We start from the raw sequence: 15,588 nt of genomic DNA, 5'->3' as shown, positions 1-15,588 counted from the left end.
CCTAGGGGATGATCGGCACCGTTCCCGCCGTCCTTGACGGCCGTACGGGCAGGAGGACGAAGAAGTCGGCGCGCGGAGTTCCGCCTGCGCCGCCCACGCCCCGGTCTGTGACGAAACACGCACATCAGCGCGGAGAACTGACAGGCCGTAGCCCTTCGAGCAACGAGTCCACTATCTGCTCCGACAGGCCCTCGGGCAGCTCGGTGTCGGGGCGCATCACGCTGCGCACCAGCATGGGTCCGACGAAGAGGTCGGCGAGCATCTCGACGTCGATGTCCTGGCGCAGTTCGCCGGCCCGCTGCCCGCGGCGCAGGACCTCCACCTGGAGCCTGCGCCGCGGCTCGACGACGGTCGCGTGGTAGGCGCACCAGATCTTCGGGCTGCTCTTCATCTGCGCGTAGACGTTGTGCAGGATGAGCGAGCTGCGGCTCACCAGGCCGCGGCGGCGGAGCTGCTCGAGGATGGCCACGAGGTCGTCGCGCATGGAGGTGCCCGGCAGTTCGGGGTCGGGGGGCTCGGCGGCGCGTACGACGTCGACGAACAGCTCCTCCTTGCCGCTCCAGCGCCGGTAGATGGTGGCCTTGCCGACGCCCGCGGTGCGGGCGATGCGTTCGATGGAGAGTTCGGCCAGCGGCACACCGTCCTCCAGCAGCTTCATCACGCCCTCCAGAATGGCGCGTTCCACCGCTTCGCTGCGGGGGCGCCCCCGCACGGGGGCGTCGGCAGCGGTGTGGCTGTCGGCAAGGCTCACGTGGGCCGTCCTTTCGTCGCACAGGAGATTGTCCATCGGGCGGTTCGCCGGTGGGTCCGACCCACCGACGGCCGCCTCCGGCCGGCAGTCCCCCGTCGCCGCGTGCCCCCGTCATATCCCGGCTACTCCACCGCTGCCACCACCTTCTCCTCTTCCTCACCCTTCTGCGGGACCGGCTGCCTGCCGGGCAGGAACAGGGCCACCACGACCGCGCCGACGAGCGCGACCGCGGTGCCGCACAGCGAGGTGATGTGCATGGCGTGCAGGAAGGCGTCGTTGGCCGGGCCGACCAGGTCCTTGCCCTGCGGGCCGAGCCTGGCCGCGACGCCGAGGGTGGCCTCGATGGACTCGGCCGCCTTGTCGCGCAGTCCGGGCGGGAGCAGTCCGAGCTTGCCCTCGATGTCGTTGCGGTACGCCGTCGAGAGCACCGAGCCGAGGACGGCGATGCCGAGGGCGCCGCCGACCTGGCGGAAGGTGTTGCTGAGCGCGGAGGCCGAGCCGGCCTTCTCGCGGGGCAGGGCCTGCATGATGACGACGCTGGTCGGCGTCATGATGTGCGCCATGCCGGTGCCCATGAGGAAGAAGACGACCTCCAGCAGCCAGATCGGCGTGTCGGCCTCGAAACCGGCGAAGGCGGCCAGCATCGCCGCGAGCAGGACCAGCCCGCCCGTCGTGGTGGCCTTGTTGCCGAAGCGGTCGACGACCAGCCGGGCCCGGGGCGCGAAGATCAGCTGCGCGACGGCCAGCGGCAGCATCAGCACACCGGACTCCAGCGGCGAGTAGCCGCGCACGCTCTGGGTGTAGAAGACGCCGAAGAAGGTCACGCCCATCAGCGCGAAGAAGACCAGCGCGATGGCGGTCATGGCGGCCGAGAAGACCTTGTTCTTGAAGTACGTGACGTCCAGGGACGGGTGGTCGCTGCGCTTTTCGAACACCACGAAGGCCGCGAGGACGAGCAGGCCGGCCACGATCGTCGACAGCACGGTCGTGTCGGTGAAGTCGGCGAGTTCGCCGCCCTTGATGATGCCGTAGACGAGCAGGACCAGGCCGACGACGGACAGGACGACGCCGATCGGGTCGAGGCGGCCGGGCCGCGGGTCGCGGGAGTCGGGCACCAGCCACAGCATCAGGGCGACCGCGAGGATGACGATCGGAACGTTGACCAGGAAGACCGAGCCCCACCAGAAGTGGTCCAGGAGCAGGCCGCCGGTGATCGGGCCGATGGCGATGGCCAGGCCGACGCCGCCGGCCCAGATGCCGATGGCCTTGGGCTGCTCCTCGCGCTCGAAGACGTTCATCAGGACGGCGAGGGTGGCCGGCATGACGAAGGCGGCACCGAGGGCCATCACGGCGCGGAAGGTGATGAGCTGGGCGGGCGAGCCGGACTCGGCGGCCAGCGCGGAGCCGACGCCGAACACGATGAGGCCGCCGATCAGGACCTTCTTGCGCCCGATGCGGTCGCCGACGAGGCCCGCGGTGAACAACAGGCCCGCGAAGACGAGCGTGTAGGCGTTGATCGCCCATTCCAGCTCGCTCTGGGTGGCGCCCAGGCCCGTCGGGGCGGGGGTCGAGATGGTCTTGATCGCGACGTTCAGGATCGAGTTGTCGAGCACCACTATCAGCAGGCTCAGCATCAACGCGCCGAGAATCGCCCAGCGTCGGCGGTGCACCGCCTCCGGGACCCGGGGGCCGTGGGCGGCACGGTCGGCAGGAGTAGTCATGCCGTCGAGCCTAGGACACTTCCGATACGAGACCGTCTCGTATCGCAATCCTTTACCCATATCTTACGACCGGTGTGCCGAGACGTTGCGCACATGGGGCTCCTCTGGCCGCCTCCGGCACGAGGTGCCACCATGGGAGGGATCCGGGGACGCCGTCAGGGCGCCCCGAGATGACTGAAGGAGCCGTTGTCATGACGCAGCTTTCGGCTGCCCAAAACAAACCCTCCGACGGCAGCAAGGCGCTGTACGGGGGAAAGGGCACCCGCCGCATCACTGTTCGCGACATCTCCCTCGCCAAGGAACGCGGCGAGAAGTGGCCCATGCTCACCGCCTACGACGCGATGACCGCGTCCGTCTTCGACGAGGCCGGCATCCCCGTGATGCTGGTCGGCGACTCCGCGGGCAACTGCCACCTCGGCTACGAGACGACCGTGCCCGTCACGCTCGACGAGATGGCGATGATGGCGGCCGCGGTCGTCCGCGGCACCAAGCGCGCCCTCATCGTCGGCGACCTCCCCTTCGGCTCCTACCAGGAGGGCCCGGTGCAGGCGCTGCGCTCGGCGACCCGGCTGGTGAAGGAGGCGGGCGTCGGCGCGGTGAAGCTGGAGGGCGGCGAGCGGTCCCACGAGCAGATCCGGCTCCTGGTGGAGTCCGGCATCCCGGTCATGGCCCACATCGGCCTGACCCCGCAGTCCGTCAACGCCATGGGCTACCGCGTCCAGGGCCGCGGCGAGGAGGCGGCGCAGCAACTGCTGCGGGACGCCAAGGCGGTTCAGGACGCGGGCGCGTTCGCGGTGGTCCTGGAGCTGGTGCCGGCCGAACTGGCCGCCGAGGTGACGCGGGTGCTGCACATCCCGACCGTCGGGATCGGCGCCGGGTCCGAGACGGACGCGCAGGTGCTGGTGTGGACCGACATGCTCGGGCTGACCGGCGGGCGCGTGCCGAAGTTCGTCAAGAAGTACGCCGATCTGCGGGAGGTCATGGGCAACGCGGCCAAGGCGTTCGCCGAGGACGTGACGGGCGGGACGTTCCCGCTGGAGGAGCACTCGGTGCACTGACCTCCGGTCGAGCCATCGCGTAGTCGAGCCATCGCGGTACAGGGCAGCCCCGCCGATCTTCCCCCGTCGGCGGGGCTGCCCCTTTTTTGCGCCTAGGGGGTGTCTGACACATGAGCGCGGGAGAAGGAGCGGTGTCTGGCGCGTGCGATCGCAAGGCGCCGGAGCGCCCTCGTGGCGGAGCCACGTGGGCGTTTCGGCAACGCGGCGAGCGTGCGTGACAGGCGCCGCGACGCCGCGGGCATGTGTCAGACACCCCCTGAACCGGCGCCGCTCTCGCGGAGGTGGTGCTCGCCGTCGTGGTTCCTCAATTGATGGTGGCGGTGCTCGTCGGGGATATGTCGGCACCCGGTGCCGTCTGTCGGTGGACTGTCGGTGGTTTGTCGGTGGGGGGTGGCACTGTTCGGGGCATGACGCGAATCGACGACAACCCCGGCGGCGTGCCGAACGCCGTGACCGTGCGGGGGCTGGTCAAGCACTACGGCGAGACCAAGGCACTGGACGGCGTGGACCTGGACGTGCGCGAGGGCACCGTGATGGGCGTGCTCGGGCCGAACGGCGCCGGCAAGACCACCCTCGTACGCATCCTGTCCACGCTGCTCGCCGCGGACGCCGGTCAGGCCACCGTGGCGGGCTACGACGTCGCACGGCAGCCCCGGCAGCTTCGCCGGGTGATCGGGCTGACCGGACAGTACGCCTCCGTGGACGAGAAGCTCCCCGGCTGGGAGAACCTGTACCTGATCGGCCGGCTCCTCGACCTGCCCCGCAAGGAGGCCCGCGCCCGCGCCGACGAACTGCTGGAGCGGTTCTCGCTCACCGAGGCCGCGCGGCGGCCGGCCCGCACCTACTCCGGCGGCATGCGGCGGCGGCTCGACCTCGCCGCCTCGATGATCGGGCGGCCGAGCGTCCTGTTCCTGGACGAGCCGACCACGGGCCTGGACCCCCGTACTCGCAACGAGGTGTGGGGCGAGGTCAAGGCGATGGTCGGCGACGGGGTCACCGTGCTGCTGACCACCCAGTACATGGAGGAGGCCGAGCAGCTCGCCTCCGAACTGACCGTCGTCGACCGCGGCAAGGTCGTCGCGGGCGGCCGCATCGAGGAGCTGAAGGCGAAGGTCGGCGGGCGCACCCTGCGGGTGAAGCCGGCCGACGCGCTCGAACTGCGCCCGCTGGCGAGGATGCTGGACGATCTGGGCATCACCGGGCTCGCCGCGACGACCGTCGACACCGCGTCCGGCTCCCTGCTCGTGCCCATCCTCAGCGACGAGCAACTGACCGCCGTGGTCGGCGCGGTCACCGCGCGCGGTATCACGATCACCTCCATCACCACCGAACTGCCCAGCCTGGACGAGGTGTTCCTGTCCCTCACCGGCCACCGCGCCAGTGCCCCGCAGGACACCGTGCCCGCCGAAACCCGCGAAGAGGTCGCCGTATGAGCGCCCACCCGTCACCCACCACCACCCTGAACGAGGCGCTCCGCGCCGCCCCGTTGGATGCCACGACCCTGGGCTCCGGCTCCCCCGCCCTCCGGGCCGACGCCCGGATCCCGCTGCGCAGCCATCTGCGGCACACCGGCGCGCTGGTCCGCCGCAACCTGCTGTGGATCCGGCAGGACCCGGAGTCGATGTTCGACGCGATCCTGTTCCCGGTGATCTTCACACTGCTGTTCGTGTACGTCTTCGGCGGCTCGATCGGGCAGTCGCTGGGCGGCGGGCAGGAGCAGTACGTGCAGTACATCGTGCCCGGCCTGATGGCCATGATGGGCATGAACCTGGCCATGAGCGTGGGCACCGGCTTCAACCAGGACTTCAACTCCGGTGTCATGGACCGCTTCCGGTCCCTGCCGATCGGGCGCGGCTCGGTGCTGTTCGCCAAGATCGCGGTGGAGCTGCTGCGGATGCTGATCGCCACCACGATCCTGCTGGTCGTCGGCGCCCTGGTCGGCTTCAAGGTCGAGAACTGGCCCGGCCTGTTCGCCGCCGTGGGCCTGTCGGCGGTGTTCGGCTCGGCGCTGATGTGGGTGTTCATCACCCTCGGCGTGATGATGAAGAACGCGCAGTCCGTGCAGGCGATGGGCTTCCTGGTGATGATGCCGCTCCAGTTCGGCTCGTCCATCTTCGCCCCGCCCGGCACGATGCCCGGCTGGCTGCGGACGTTCACCCAGTACAACCCGCTGTCCGCGCTCGCGGACTCCGCCCGCGGGCTGATGGTGGGCGGTCCGGTGGCGCACAGCCTGTGGGTGAGCCTGGCCTGGTCGGCGGCGCTCACGGTGGTGATGGCACCGGTCGCGATCCACAAGTTCCGCACCAAGAGCTGACCGTACGGCCCGGCGCCGGAGCGGCTCAGACCAGGGCCGCGGCCTCCTGCGAGGAGAGGCCGCCGCCCTCCGCGTACGCGGCCTCGTACGCCTCGTCGCCGAGCAGTTCCCGGGTGCGCGCGACGACCCCGTCGCGGACGTGGCGCTCCATGGCCGAGGCGACGTGGCGGGGCGGCAGCAGGGCGTCGGCGGCGCCGAGGCAGCGGACGGCGTCCCGGGCCCGGCGGCCGCCGTCCACACCCGCCAGGGCCAGGGCGGCGATGGCCAGGTACGCCGAGCGCATATGGGGCGCGATGGCCTCGGACAGCGGGTCCTGGGCGCGCTGGAGAGCCCGGCGGACCTTGTCCAGGGCGTCCTCGTACAGGCCGTCGACCGCGTCGACCCAGGCCTCGGCGCCGAGGATGAAGGCGTCGAAGACGATGAAGTGCGAGATGCCGAACTCCTCGCGCAGCAACCGCAGTTGTTCGCGCGCCTCGGGGATGCGTCCGGTCATGCCCAGTCGGCCGGCGAGGTAGAGGCGGGCGGGGGGCATGGCCTCGTTGTGGCTGTTCCGGCTCTGCTCGACGACCTCCCACAGCAGCCGTTCGCCCTGTTCGGTGTCGCCCGCCTCCATCAGCGCGCTGCCCAGACGGGCGGTGAGGACGGTGACCTGGGCGGCCGCGCCGAGGCGTTCGGCGTGGTCGATGGCCGACCGGTAGTCGGCCGCGGCCGACAGGTAGGCGCCGGTGCGCTCGTGGGCCTCCGCGCGCGCGGAGAGCGCCTCGGCGGTGCCCCAGGCGTCGTCGAGACGGCGGAAGATCTCCAGCGACTCGTCGGCGTCCCTGCCGGCGTCCCGGGCCCACTCGGTGCGGTTGGCCCGCAGATTGGCGCGCCACTGGAGGGCGTGGGCCAGCTCCCACTCGAATCCAGGGGTCTCGCGGCAGGTGCGTACGGCGGCGTCGGTCACCTCGATCAGGCGTTTCACGTCGCCGGTCAGCATCACCGCGAACATCCAGAGCATGCCGGGACTGCGGCAGATCTGCGGCTGGCCGGGCTGGTAGACCTCGGTGATGAGCCGCAGTTTCCGTTTCGCCTCGGGCGACTCCCAGGCCTCCAACTCGGTGTCCATGCAGGAGAGATGAACGAGGTGCAGACCCCGGCGGGCCTCGGCGAGCGTCTCGCCGGTCATCGGCGGCGGGGCGTCCGTGCACCGCTGCCAGACGGATTCGGCGGGCCGGACCGGCTCGGTGAAGGGGTCGGGGCCCAGCTCCATGAACTCGCCGCACCAGTTGCGGGCCTCGATGCGCATGTCGCGCATCTGCCAGTAGTTGGCGAGCGAGAGGATCAGGCACAGTCCCTCCTGCTCGTCGCGTGCGGCGACGGCGTGGCGCAGCGCCGTGCGCAGGTTCTCGTACTCCAGCTCGATCCTGGCCATCGCCTCCCGCTGGCTGGAGCCGCGCAGCAACGGCTCGGTAGTGCGGGCCAGTTCGCGGTAATGCGTCAGGTGGGCGCGCTCGGTCGCGGTGCGGTCACCGGTCTCGTCGAGCCGCTCGCGCGCGTACTCGGCGACGGTCTCCAGGAGCCGGTAGCGCATCCCGCCGTCGGCGGCGGGGGCGGCCACCACGAGGGACTTGTCGACGAGGGAGGCCAGCGCGTCGAACGCGGCGGGGCCGCACACGGCCTCGGCGGCGGCGAGGTCGCAGCCGCCGGCGAAGACGGACAGCCGGCTCAGCACGTCCCGTTCGTCGGCGTCGAGCAGGTCCCAGGACCAGTCGACGACGGCGCGCAGGGTCTGCTGGCGGGGCAGGACGGTTCGGCTGCCCGAGGTGAGCAGGCGGAAGCGGTCGTCGAGCCGGTCGGCGATCTGCCGCGGGGTGAGCATCCGCAGCCGGGCGGCGGCGAGTTCGATGGCCAGCGGCAGACCGTCCAGGCGCCGGCAGATCTCGGCGCAGGCGTCCGAGGTGTCCTGGTCTGCGTCGGTGCGGAAGCCGGGCCGTACGGCGGCCCCGCGTTCGGCGAACAGCCGCAGCGCCACCGGCTCGGGCAGCGGCTCGACCGGTCGCAGCACCTCGCCGGGTATGCCGAGGGGTTCCCGGCTGGTGGCGAGGACGGTGAGGTGCGGACAGCGGGCGAGCAGTTCCTCGACGAGGCGGGCCGCCGCGTCGACGACGTGCTCGCAGTTGTCGAGCAGGAGCAGCATGCGGCGCCGGGCGCAGTGCTCGACCAGCCGCTCGACGGGGTCGTTGTGCCGGTCGGCGACCGCGGCCCGCATCTCCTCGGCGCCTGCCCCGTACAGCACGGTCTCGCGGGCGCCGACGGCCGTGAGCACAGCCCCGGGCACGGCCTCGGCGTCGTCGACGGGGGCGAGCTCGGCCAGCCACACGCCGTCCCGCGGGACCGGCCGGACGGCCTCGGCGGCCTCCTGCGACAGCCGGGTCTTCCCGGCCCCGCCCGGCCCGAGCAGCGTCACCAGACGGGCGGCCCCGAGATCGGCCCGGATCGTCCCGATGTCGGCCTCGCGGCCCACGAAGGACGTGATCCGGGCGCGGAGGTTGCTCGGGGGGCGGGCATCGGGCGTACCGGGGCCCACCTCCTCGCCCGCGGCGCCGTCCGGGACGCCGGCGGCGGGCCCGGCGTGGGGTACTGCCGAGGGAACACCGCGGGAGGGCACCGCCGAGGGGACGGCGCCCTGACCGGCGGCACGCGGCCCGGCCACCGCACCGGAACCGGCCTCGGCGGTCCGGGCCCCGCCGCCCGTGGCAGGGCCGGACGCCGCACCGGAACCGGACACCGCGCCGGGACCAGGCTCGGCGGTCCGGGCCACGCCCGGGCCGGACGCCGCGCCGGAACCGGGCTCAGCGGCCCAGCCCCCACCGCCTGCGACCGGGCCGGGCGCCGTGCCGGAACCGGGCGCCGGGGGCCGGACCCCGACGCCCGCGACCCGGCCGGGCGCCGGCCGCGCCGCGCCGGTGGGCCGCAGCAGCTCCGCGTGCAGCGCACGCAGTTCCGGGCCGGGGTCGGAGCCGAGGCGGTCGGCCAGCAGCCGGCGTACGTCCTCGTAGGCGGCCAGGGCCTCGGCGGTGCGGCCCGCGTCGCGCAGGGCCCGCAGGCGGAGGGTCTGGAGGGGTTCGTCCAGGGGGTGCGTGTCGCACAGGGCGGTCAGCTCGGGCAGGCTCCGCTCGGCGTGCCCGAGGGCGAGGGCCGCGGTGAGGCGGGCGCGCCGAGCGTCCAGGTGGCGGGTGTCCCAGCGGGCCGCCTCGGCGGTGCGGTCGGGCAGGTCGGCCAGGGCGGGGCCGCGCCACAGCGCGAGGGCGTCGTCGAGGACGGCGGCCGCCTTCGCGGGGTCGCCGTCGCCCAGCGCGCGCAGGCCCTCCCCGGCCAGCCGCTCGAAGCGGTGCAGGTCGACGTCGTCGGTCGTGGCGGCGAGCCGGTAGCCGCCCTCCGCGGAGGCCACCGCGTCCGCGCCGAGCGTCCGGCGCAGCCGCCCGACCAGGGCCTGGAGCGCGCCCGTGGCGTCGGCGGGCGGCTCGCCGTCCCACACCTCGTCGACGAGGGCGCGCACCGGGACCGTACGGCCGGGACGCAGGGCGAGCACGGTCAGCAGGGCACGCAGCCGCGCCCCGCCGAGCGGAACGGCGGTGCCGTCGGGGCGAAGCGCCTGGGTGGTGCCGAGGATGCGATAGCGCACGGGGTCCATTGTCTCCGGTGGTCTCACGGACAGTCACGGGATTTCGGCGGCGCGGCGCGCGGCCGGCCCGGGAACCCGTGGTCCCGGGCGGGACGTTCCGTCCGTGTGCCCGGTACGGTCGGGCTCCCCGGACGAACCGTACGAGCACAGGAGCCGTCCCTCATGACGTCCGTCACCACCCGCCGCGGCGACCGCCGGGTCAGCCCCGTCTTCCTCGGCATCCTGGCCGTCACCGCGGTCGGGGGCTGGGCCGCCTGGACCGGCTTCCGCCCGATTCCGGCCCGCCCGGGTCTGGCGGTGTTCCTGTTCGTGACCGCGGCCTGGGTCGTCTCGCTGTGCCTGCACGAGTACGCGCACGCGCGCACCGCGCTGCACAGCGGTGACGTGACGGTCGGCGCCAAGGGCTATCTGACACTGAACCCGCTGAAGTACACGCATGCCGTGCTGAGCATCCTGCTTCCGCTGCTGTTCCTGGTCATGGGCGGGATCGGGCTGCCCGGCGGCGCGGTGTTCATCGAGCGCGGCCGGATCCGGGGCCGCTGGCGGCACAGCCTGGTCTCGGCGGCGGGACCGCTGACGAACGTGCTGTTCGCGGTGGTGTGCACGGCACCGTTCTGGCTGCACGCGCTGGACGGCGTGCCCGGCGAGTTCCGGTTCGCCCTGGCCTTCCTCGCGCTGCTGCAGGTGACGGCCGCGATCCTGAACTTCCTGCCGGTCCCGGGCCTGGACGGCTACGGGGTGATCGAACCCTGGCTGTCGCACAACGTCAAGCGCCAGGTGGCGCCGTTCGCACCGTTCGGCCTGATCTTCGTCTTCGCGCTGCTGTGGGTGCCCTCGCTCAACATCGCGTTCTTCGACGTGATCCACACGCTGCTGCGTCACCTCGGCGTCGGCCCCCTCGACCAGTACTGCGGCCACGAGCTGTACCGCTTCTGGCAGGGCACCAGCGGGTTCTGCGCGGTCAGCCGGTGACGGAGCCGTCCTGCCGCATCCGGCCGCGGCGGGCGTAGTACCAGGTCATGTTGGACGACAGCCCTGCCAGCAGCACCCACACGACCCCGAGGGGCCAGCTGCCCCGGACGAACGAGACGACGGCCGCGGCCGCGGACAGCAGGCAGACGATCAGGGTGTAGAGGGCGAGTCGCCGGGCCGGCTGGGGCGGGGGCGATGACTGCATGGTGGTCGGCTCCTGTCGGGGGACACTGCTACGGCCACCAGTGTCCCCCATCGGCTCATACGTCCGTGATCCGGAGCCCCGCGTGCGCCTTGTAGCGGCGGTTGACCGAGATCAGGTTGGCGACCAGCGACTCCACCTGGTGGGCGTTGCGCAGCCGGCCCGCGAAGACGCCCCGCATGCCGGGGATGCGGCCGGCCAGCGCCTGGACGGTCTCCACGTCGGCGCGCTCCTCGCCGAGGACCATCACGTCGGTGTCGATCCGCTCGATCCCGGGGTCCTGGAGGAGGACGGCCGACAGGTGGTGGAAGGCCGCCGTCACCCGTGAGTCCGGCAGCAGGGCCGCGGCCTGCTCGGCGGCGCTGCCCTCGTCGGGCCTGAGCGCGTAGGCGCCCTTCTTGTCGAAGCCGAGCGGGTTGACGCAGTCCACGACGAGCTTGCCGGCCAGTTCCCCGCGCAGGGCCTCCAGGGTCTTGCCGTGGCCCTCCCACGGAACGGCGACGATCACGATGTCGCTGCGGCGCGCGGTCTCGGCGTTGTCGGCGCCCTCGACGCCGTGCCCGGTCTCCTCGGCCGCCGCCCGGGCGCGTTCGGCCGCGCGCGAGCCGATGATCACCTTCTGCCCGGCGCGGGCGAGCCGGTAGGCCAGGCCCTTGCCCTGCGGGCCGGTTCCCCCGAGCACGCCCACGACCAGCCCGGAGACGTCGGGGAGGTCCCAGGGGTCCTTGGCGGGGGCGTTGTGTGCACTGTCGCTAGAGGTCATGCGCCGACTCTACGTCCGCGGCCCCTCCGCCGCCGGGTCCCCCGGGAGGGCGAACGCGGACCGAAGTCCGCCCCACCCGTGACCGTTTGCGGCAGGATGCGCGCGTATGGACGCCGTACGGGTCACGCTGCTGCGCGAGGTGCTCGCCGGGACCGAGTGGCTGGGGGCCACCCGGCGGTTCGCGGGGGTGCTGCGGGGGTCGGTGGTGTCGCACGGGGGCGGACTGCTGCTCGTGGGCACCCCGGAGGACGAGCCCTGGCACCTGGCGGCCCACCTGGTGGACGAGGCCGCCTGGTCGGGCACCCCGGAGCTGGCCCCGACGCTCGTACGGCACGCCCCGCGCCCCTCGGACCGGGCGCATCTGGCCGTGGGGCTCGGGCGGCTGGCGGCGGCCCGGCGCGGCGAGACGCTGCTCGTGGTGGCACCCGAGGAGCCCGCCCCGCTCCTGGAGCGCGTGCACGAGGCCCGGCGGGCCGGGGCGACGGTGCTGGCCCTGGGCTCCGGCGGGGGCGAGCTGGAGGCGATGGCGCACGAGACGCTGGCGGTGCCGCCCGGGTCGGAACTGGACCTGGACACCGTGCAGCACCTGGTGAGCGCGGCGGCCGGGGAGAACGCGCTGCCGGCCCAGCGCGGCCGCGGCCGCTTCCGGGACCGCCTGGCGCGGCTGACGGACCTCCTGACGGCGCCCCCGCCGCCGCGCTGGTAGCAAGGGGCGTACTGAAACCGGCGGCGGGGACGTACGGAAAACCGGTTGCCGCCGACCTCGCGCCTGCCGACGATGGCCCCTCGTGACCGACGACTCCCCCGCTCCTCCCTCTCCGCCCTCCGGCCTGCGGGCCCTGCTCCCCGACCTCGCCCCCTGGCACGCCTCGCGCGACTTCCGGCGGCTGTGGGTGTCGGGTCTGATCTCGAACTTCGGCAGCTTCCTCACCTTCGTCGCGCTGCCGGTGCAGATGAAGGAGCTGACCGGTTCGGCCGCGGCGGTGGGCGCGCTCGGGGCCGTGGAGCTGGTCCCGCTGATCGTGTTCGGGCTGTACGGCGGGGCACTCGCGGACGCGCTGGACAAACGCCGGCTGATCGTGTGGACCGAGGTCGGGCAGGGGCTGCTCAGCGTGGCACTGCTGGCCGGCGCGCTGCTGCCGCACCCCGCCGTGTGGCCGCTGTACGTGATCGCCGCCCTCAGCGCCACCCTGACCTCGGTTCAGCGGCCCGCGCTGGACTCGCTGTGGCCGCGGATCGTGGCCCACGGGCACCTCACGGCGGCGACCGCGCTCAACTCCCTGCGCTGGACGGTCGGCGGGGTGGCTGGCCCGGCAGCGGCGGGCGTGGTGGTGGCGTACGCGGGCCTGTCCTGGGCGTACGCCGCGGACGCGGTGACGTTCGCGGTCTCGGTGCTCCTGGTGGTGCGCATCGCCGCCCAGCCGGCCACCCGCGAGGCCGCGAAGCCGTCCCTGCGGGCCATCGCCGAGGGCGCCCGGTACGCCTGGGGCCGCAAGGAACTCCTGGGGACGTACGTGGTCGACCTGGTCGCGATGTTCCTGGCGATGCCGCTGGCCGTTCTGCCGTTCCTCGCGGACGAGTTGGACGCGCGCTGGGCGCTGGGGCTGATGTACGCCGCCGTGCCGCTCGGGTCGCTGCTGGTGAGCCTGACCAGCGGCTGGACCTCACGGGTGCAGCGGCACGGGCGGATGGTGGTGCTGGCGGCGCTGCTGTGGGGCGTTGCGGTGGCCGCCGCCGGTGCCGTGGACCATGTGTGGCTGGTGCTGGTGTTCCTGACCGTGGCCGGCGGCTGCGACATGGTCAGCGGGGTCTTCCGGGGCGCCATGTGGAACCAGACGATCCCGGACGCGCTGCGCGGCCGGCTCGCCGGGATCGAGCTGCTGTCCTATTCGGTGGGCCCGCAGCTCGGACAGGTCCGCTCGGGCTCGTTCGCCGCGTGGTGGGGCGTACGGGCGTCGGTGTGGTCGGGCGGGGTGCTGTGCGCGGGTGCGGTGGGGCTGCTCGCGCTGTGCCTGCCGGGGCTGATGCGGTACGACGCGCGGACGAACGAGCACGCGGTGCGGCTGCGGGAGGATCGCGCGGCCGGCGCCGTGCGCGCGGCCGCGTGATCGGCGTGACCGGTGCCCACCGGGCTGGTCAGCTCTCCTCGGTGCCGCCCGTCGGGGCGTCGTGCCAGCGGGGGTCGTTCTCCCACTCGAGGTTGCGTTCGCGGGCGGTGTCCATCGCGTGCTGGGCCTCCTCGCGGGAGGTGTACGGGCCGAACCGGTCCTTCGCGGGGCACTCCGGCCCCTCCTCGACCTTCTTGTGCTCCAGGCAGTAGTACCACTCGCCCGGCTTACCGGCGGTCCGCTTTTTGAACAGGGCCATGACCAGCTCCTCTCGCCACGGACATGTTCCCCCATCGTCCCCGGATAGACTCGCCGACATGTCTGGCCAGTCGTTGCTCGTCCCCGGGGAGCTGTCCCCGACCCGTTCCGTGCCCGGAAACATCCGCCGTCCCGAGTACGTCGGCAGGCCCGCGCCGAAGCCGTACACCGGTCGGGAGGTGCAGACGCCCGAGACCGTCGAGGCGATGCGGATCGCCGGGCGGATCGCCGCGCGGGCGATGGAGGAGGCGGCCCGGCACATCGCGCCCGGCGTCACCACGGACGAGCTGGACCGGGTGGCGCACGAGTTCATGTGCGACCACGGCGCCTACCCGTCCACGCTCGGCTACCGCGGCTTCCCCAAGTCGCTGTGCACCTCGGTCAACGAGGTCATCTGCCACGGCATCCCGGACTCGACCGTGCTGCGGGACGGCGACATCGTCAACCTGGACGTGACGGCGTACATCGGCGGGGTGCACGGGGACAACAACGCGACGTACCTCGTGGGTGACGTGGACGAGGAGAGCCGCCTGCTGGTGGAGCGCACCCGCGAGGCCCTCGACCGCGCGATCAAGGCGGTTCGCCCCGGGCGGCAGATCAACATCATCGGCCGGGTCATCGAGTCGTACGCCAAGCGGTTCGGCTACGGCGTGGTCCGGGACTTCACCGGCCACGGCATCAACACGTCGTTCCACTCCGGGCTGATCGTCCCGCACTACGACAGCCCGCACGCCACGACGCTCATCCAGACCGGGATGACCTTCACGATCGAGCCGATGCTGACGCTGGGCACCTACGAGTACGACGTCTGGGACGACGGCTGGACGGTCGTCACCAAGGACCGCAGGCGCACCGCCCAGTTCGAGCACACGCTGGTGGTGACGGACTCGGGGGCGGAGATCCTGACGCTGCCGTAGTACGGCCGCACCGCGCCCGACGTGGCCCGCTCCCTCCGGGGGCGGGCCTTCCCTTATGTCCACCCGTGCCCGTTTGGCCGGAATCCGGGGTAAGGTTTTCCCGACATGGTGTCGGTAAAGCCATTGACTTAGGCAAGCCTTACCTTAGAGGATGGCCTCATGGATTCCTTCTCGACACTCATCCGCACCGCCTCCCACGAGCAGCACACGGAGGCGGAGACCTCCACCTTCATGAGCGATCTGCTCGGCGGCCGGCTCGGCATGGACGCGTACACGCGATACACCGAGCAGCTCTGGTTCGTGTACGCGGCACTGGAGGACGGCGCCGAACGGCTGGCGTCGGATCCGGTGGCGGGCCCCTTCATCCAGCCCGAGCTGTTCCGGCTGGCCGCGCTGGAGCGGGACCTCGAGCATCTGCGCGGCGCCTCCTGGCGCTCGGAGGTGAGCGCGCTGCCCGCGACCGAGGCGTACGCGGAGCGGGTGCGCGAGTGCGCCGAGCAGTGGCCGGCGGGCTACATCGCCCACCACTACACCCGCTACCTCGGCGACCTCTCCGGCGGCCAGATCATCCGCGACAAGGCGGAGAGGACATGGGGCTTCACGAAGAAGGGCGACGGAGTCCGCTTCTACGTCTTCGAGGAGATCTCCAACCCGGCCGCGTTCAAGCGGGGTTACCGCGAACTCCTGGACACGATCCGGGCGGACGACCTGGAGAGGCAGCGGATCGTGACCGAGTGCAAGAAGGCGTTCTCCCTGAACACGGCGGTCTTCCACGCCCTGGGCGAGGAGTTCCCCCTGTCGGCGTGACCACCCGTGCGGTCGCCGTGGCTCATCCGGAACACTCCCCCGCCCGCACG

The 15,588-nt window shown here is 72.5% G+C and carries 14 protein-coding genes; 8 read left to right on the top strand and 6 right to left on the bottom strand.

The window, feature by feature from the left end:
* Positions 1–124: 124 nt before the first annotated feature.
* Together ACF09J_RS00885 and ACF09J_RS00880 are read right to left on the bottom strand one after the other, a co-directional pair.
* Positions 125–751 (bottom strand): TetR/AcrR family transcriptional regulator, encoded by a 627-nt coding sequence (locus ACF09J_RS00885; RefSeq protein WP_392303228.1) that lies wholly within the window; start codon positions 749–751, stop codon positions 125–127.
* 122 nt (positions 752–873) lie between these two features.
* Positions 874–2,472 (bottom strand): MFS transporter, encoded by a 1,599-nt coding sequence (locus ACF09J_RS00880; protein WP_392303227.1) that lies wholly within the window; start codon positions 2,470–2,472, stop codon positions 874–876.
* 191 nt (positions 2,473–2,663) lie between these two features.
* On the opposite strand from ACF09J_RS00880, the gene panB reads away from it, so the two are divergent.
* The 3 genes from panB (at position 2,664) to ACF09J_RS00865 (ending at position 5,844) form a co-directional block, all read left to right on the top strand.
* Positions 2,664–3,530: a 3-methyl-2-oxobutanoate hydroxymethyltransferase gene (panB, locus tag ACF09J_RS00875; RefSeq protein ID WP_392303226.1), complete on the top strand. Its 867-nt coding sequence runs from the start codon at positions 2,664–2,666 to the stop codon at positions 3,528–3,530.
* A 407-nt stretch (positions 3,531–3,937) separates the two neighbouring features.
* The gene (locus ACF09J_RS00870) at positions 3,938–4,963 is read left to right on the top strand and encodes an ATP-binding cassette domain-containing protein (RefSeq protein ID WP_392303225.1); all 1,026 of its coding nucleotides are present in this window, start codon (positions 3,938–3,940) and stop codon (positions 4,961–4,963) included.
* A complete protein-coding gene (locus ACF09J_RS00865; RefSeq protein ID WP_392303224.1) occupies positions 4,960–5,844 on the top strand; it encodes an ABC transporter permease in 885 nt (294 codons plus the stop codon). Before ACF09J_RS00870 ends, ACF09J_RS00865 begins: the two co-directional genes overlap by 4 nt.
* Positions 5,845–5,869: 25 nt before the next feature.
* On the opposite strand, the gene ACF09J_RS00860 is transcribed toward ACF09J_RS00865, so the two are convergent.
* Positions 5,870–9,520, bottom strand: coding sequence for a BTAD domain-containing putative transcriptional regulator (locus tag ACF09J_RS00860; protein ID WP_392303630.1), 3,651 nt, complete (start codon positions 9,518–9,520; stop codon positions 5,870–5,872).
* Positions 9,521–9,673: 153 nt separating this feature from the next.
* On the opposite strand from ACF09J_RS00860, the gene ACF09J_RS00855 reads away from it, so the two are divergent.
* The gene (locus tag ACF09J_RS00855) at positions 9,674–10,483 is read left to right on the top strand and encodes a site-2 protease family protein (RefSeq protein ID WP_392303223.1); all 810 of its coding nucleotides are present in this window, start codon (positions 9,674–9,676) and stop codon (positions 10,481–10,483) included.
* On the opposite strand, the gene ACF09J_RS00850 is transcribed toward ACF09J_RS00855, so the two are convergent.
* Positions 10,473–10,739, bottom strand: a complete 267-nt coding sequence (locus ACF09J_RS00850) for a hypothetical protein (protein ID WP_392303222.1) — start codon at positions 10,737–10,739, stop codon at positions 10,473–10,475. The two genes, ACF09J_RS00855 and ACF09J_RS00850, sit on opposite strands and share 11 nt — an antisense overlap.
* Positions 10,740–10,743: 4 nt before the next feature.
* Entirely contained in the window at positions 10,744–11,448 is a 705-nt protein-coding gene (npdG, locus tag ACF09J_RS00845; protein ID WP_392303221.1) for an NADPH-dependent F420 reductase, read from the bottom strand.
* Between the two features lie 106 nt (positions 11,449–11,554).
* Between npdG and ACF09J_RS00840 the strand changes: the two genes are divergently transcribed.
* Entirely contained in the window at positions 11,555–12,154 is a 600-nt protein-coding gene (locus ACF09J_RS00840; RefSeq protein ID WP_392303220.1) for a hypothetical protein, read from the top strand.
* A gap of 82 nt (positions 12,155–12,236) precedes the next feature.
* Positions 12,237–13,556 carry an MFS transporter gene (locus ACF09J_RS00835; protein ID WP_392303219.1) on the top strand — a complete coding sequence of 440 codons (1,320 nt, stop codon included), beginning with the start codon at positions 12,237–12,239 and terminating at the stop codon, positions 13,554–13,556.
* Positions 13,557–13,584: 28 nt separating this feature from the next.
* Here ACF09J_RS00835 and ACF09J_RS00830 read toward each other — a convergent pair whose 3' ends face one another.
* Positions 13,585–13,815, bottom strand: coding sequence for a hypothetical protein (locus tag ACF09J_RS00830; protein ID WP_392303218.1), 231 nt, complete (start codon positions 13,813–13,815; stop codon positions 13,585–13,587).
* A 58-nt stretch (positions 13,816–13,873) separates the two neighbouring features.
* Between ACF09J_RS00830 and map the strand changes: the two genes are divergently transcribed.
* Positions 13,874–14,731 carry a type I methionyl aminopeptidase gene (map, locus tag ACF09J_RS00825; protein WP_392303217.1) on the top strand — a complete coding sequence of 286 codons (858 nt, stop codon included), beginning with the start codon at positions 13,874–13,876 and terminating at the stop codon, positions 14,729–14,731.
* Positions 14,732–14,890: 159 nt separating this feature from the next.
* A complete protein-coding gene (locus ACF09J_RS00820; protein ID WP_392303216.1) occupies positions 14,891–15,538 on the top strand; it encodes a heme oxygenase (biliverdin-producing) in 648 nt (215 codons plus the stop codon).
* Positions 15,539–15,588: the final 50 nt, after the last annotated feature.

The sequence above is a fragment of the Streptomyces sp. NPDC014889 genome (genome assembly GCF_043081205.1).
GTDB lineage: Bacteria > Actinomycetota > Actinomycetes > Streptomycetales > Streptomycetaceae > Streptomyces.
The sequence above is the reverse complement of the archived record's forward strand: the minus strand, read 5'-3'. Positions and strand labels throughout refer to the sequence as shown.

What these genes read in the sequence shown, in the direction of transcription:
- ACF09J_RS00840 (WP_392303220.1), top strand. Translation starts at nt 11,555, where the DNA reads ATGGACGCCGTACGGGTCACGCTGCTGCGCGAGGTGCTCGCCGGGACC.
- ACF09J_RS00830 (WP_392303218.1), bottom strand. Translation starts at nt 13,815, where the DNA reads ATGGCCCTGTTCAAAAAGCGGACCGCCGGTAAGCCGGGCGAGTGGTAC.
- ACF09J_RS00850 (WP_392303222.1), bottom strand. Translation starts at nt 10,739, where the DNA reads ATGGGGGACACTGGTGGCCGTAGCAGTGTCCCCCGACAGGAGCCGACC.
- ACF09J_RS00865 (WP_392303224.1), top strand. Translation starts at nt 4,960, where the DNA reads ATGAGCGCCCACCCGTCACCCACCACCACCCTGAACGAGGCGCTCCGC.
- ACF09J_RS00855 (WP_392303223.1), top strand. Translation starts at nt 9,674, where the DNA reads ATGACGTCCGTCACCACCCGCCGCGGCGACCGCCGGGTCAGCCCCGTC.
- ACF09J_RS00880 (WP_392303227.1), bottom strand. Translation starts at nt 2,472, where the DNA reads ATGACTACTCCTGCCGACCGTGCCGCCCACGGCCCCCGGGTCCCGGAG.
- ACF09J_RS00870 (WP_392303225.1), top strand. Translation starts at nt 3,938, where the DNA reads ATGACGCGAATCGACGACAACCCCGGCGGCGTGCCGAACGCCGTGACC.
- map (WP_392303217.1), top strand. Translation starts at nt 13,874, where the DNA reads ATGTCTGGCCAGTCGTTGCTCGTCCCCGGGGAGCTGTCCCCGACCCGT.
- ACF09J_RS00860 (WP_392303630.1), bottom strand. Translation starts at nt 9,520, where the DNA reads ATGGACCCCGTGCGCTATCGCATCCTCGGCACCACCCAGGCGCTTCGC.
- panB (WP_392303226.1), top strand. Translation starts at nt 2,664, where the DNA reads ATGACGCAGCTTTCGGCTGCCCAAAACAAACCCTCCGACGGCAGCAAG.
- npdG (WP_392303221.1), bottom strand. Translation starts at nt 11,448, where the DNA reads ATGACCTCTAGCGACAGTGCACACAACGCCCCCGCCAAGGACCCCTGG.
- ACF09J_RS00820 (WP_392303216.1), top strand. Translation starts at nt 14,891, where the DNA reads ATGGATTCCTTCTCGACACTCATCCGCACCGCCTCCCACGAGCAGCAC.